The organism is Micromonospora endophytica (genome assembly GCF_003236305.1).
GTDB lineage: Bacteria > Actinomycetota > Actinomycetes > Mycobacteriales > Micromonosporaceae > Micromonospora > Micromonospora endophytica.
In genome coordinates, this window is record NZ_POTX01000451.1 from 1 (window position 1) to 1,550 (window position 1,550).

Genomic DNA, 1,550 nt, shown 5'->3' on the forward strand with positions numbered 1-1,550 from the left:
CGCCAGGGGTCGGCGGGGTGGAGGAGGGCGCGGATGGTTTCTTCGGCGTCGTCGAGGGTGTCGTGTTCGTAGAAGCGGGAGGCGCCTTCAGCGCCGCCGGCGCGTTGCTCGACGTACCATCTGTCGGCGTCCACGCGGAGGAAGACGTCCCGCCGGGCCAGGCGCCCCCATTTGCCGTTCCACCAGTGCTTTCGTTGCTCCATGGCGGGACTCTATCGAACATGTGTTCGATTTCGCGCGGCCCCTGCGGGATTCCCACAGGGGCCGATGTGCATGCGCCGGGTTCAGCGCTGAGTGGGCGGTTCCTCCCGGTGGCCGAGCACGTCGTCAAGTGCGCCCCGCTGCTGGGCCGGGGTGGTCCGGCCGGCAGCGACGAGCGCGTCGCGGATCTCGGTGAGCAGCTTGACCTCCTCGCTCGGCGCGGCCGGCGGCGGCTCCTCACCCCGCCGACGCCGCTCGGCGAGCTTGTTCATCGGGAACACCACCAGGAAGTACAGAACGGCGGCGGTGAGCAGGAAGGTGATCAGGGCGTTGACGAAGTCAGCCCAGGTGATGAAGTTGTCGTCGCCGATCTTCCAGGAGCCGGCGAACTCGTCCCTGCCGCCGCCCATGAACTTGATCAGCGGCTTCAGGAACGCGTTGGTGAAGGCCGTGACCAGGCCGGTGAAGGCGGCACCGATGACGACACCGACCGCGAGGTCGACGACGTTGCCGCGCATGATGAAGTCTTTGAAACCCTTGAGCATTCGTACTCCTGAGGTGTCCGATCGTCGCGGACAACCTATGCCCCGGGTGACGGTTCCAGAAAAGCGCTGGCCTCCCGAGCGGCCCACTCCTCGTCGCCGGCCCTGATCGCGGCCACCAGTCGGGCATGGTCGACGTGGCGCTCCGGGGTCAGCGCGTCGCCCATCGCCTCGGCGACGGTGCTGCGGATCGCGGTGCCGATGGAGGCGTACAGCTCGGCGAGCATGGCGTTGTGCGCCGCCGCGACCACCGCGGTGTGCAGCGCCGCGTCGGCCGTGACGAACTCGGCGACCCGGCCGCCGCGCCAGGCCGCTTCGCGGGCGTCGAGCGCGCCGTCGAGCGCGGCCAGGTCCTCGGGCGTACGCCGCCGCGCGGCCAGCCTGGCCGCCTCCACCTCGAAGGCGCGGCGGACCTCGACCACCTCGGCCGTCCGGTCCTCGGTGAGCCGGCGGGCCACCACCGGGGCCAACTCGTCGGTGGAGACGACGTAGGTGCCGGAACCCTGCCGGCATTCGAGCACCCCGGCGTGCGCCAGGGCCCGCACGGCCTCGCGCACCGTGTTGCGTCCGACGCCGAGCGCCTCGACCAACTGCGGCTCGGTCGGGATCCGGCTGCCCACCTGCCACTCACCAGCCATGATCCGCTGACGCAACTGCGCGATCGTCTCCCGTACCCGCTGGCCCCGGGGTGGGACGGCGGCGGAATCAACCGACGGTGTCACTGGTTACAACCTCTCGCAGGAATTCATCCCATGATTGTAGGTTCGAGGTCATGCCCCCGTCACCCGCCGGTGCCCCCGCCACTTC

At 70.1% G+C, this 1,550-nt stretch carries 3 protein-coding genes; all 3 read right to left on the reverse strand.

What is annotated here, in order from left to right; all coding sequences use genetic code 11:
- The coding region (locus tag C1I93_RS30395; RefSeq protein ID WP_111246672.1) for a hypothetical protein at nt 1-203 on the reverse strand (203 nt) is incomplete at its 3' end.
- An 81-nt stretch (nt 204-284) separates the two neighbouring features.
- On the reverse strand, nt 285-746 hold the full coding sequence (gene mscL, locus C1I93_RS30400; protein ID WP_111246670.1) for a large conductance mechanosensitive channel protein MscL: 462 nt from the start codon (nt 744-746) through the stop codon (nt 285-287).
- Between the two features lie 35 nt (nt 747-781).
- Nucleotides 782-1,465: a FadR/GntR family transcriptional regulator gene (locus tag C1I93_RS30405; RefSeq protein WP_111246671.1), complete on the reverse strand. Its 684-nt coding sequence runs from the start codon at nt 1,463-1,465 to the stop codon at nt 782-784.
- Nucleotides 1,466-1,550 lie beyond the last annotated feature (85 nt).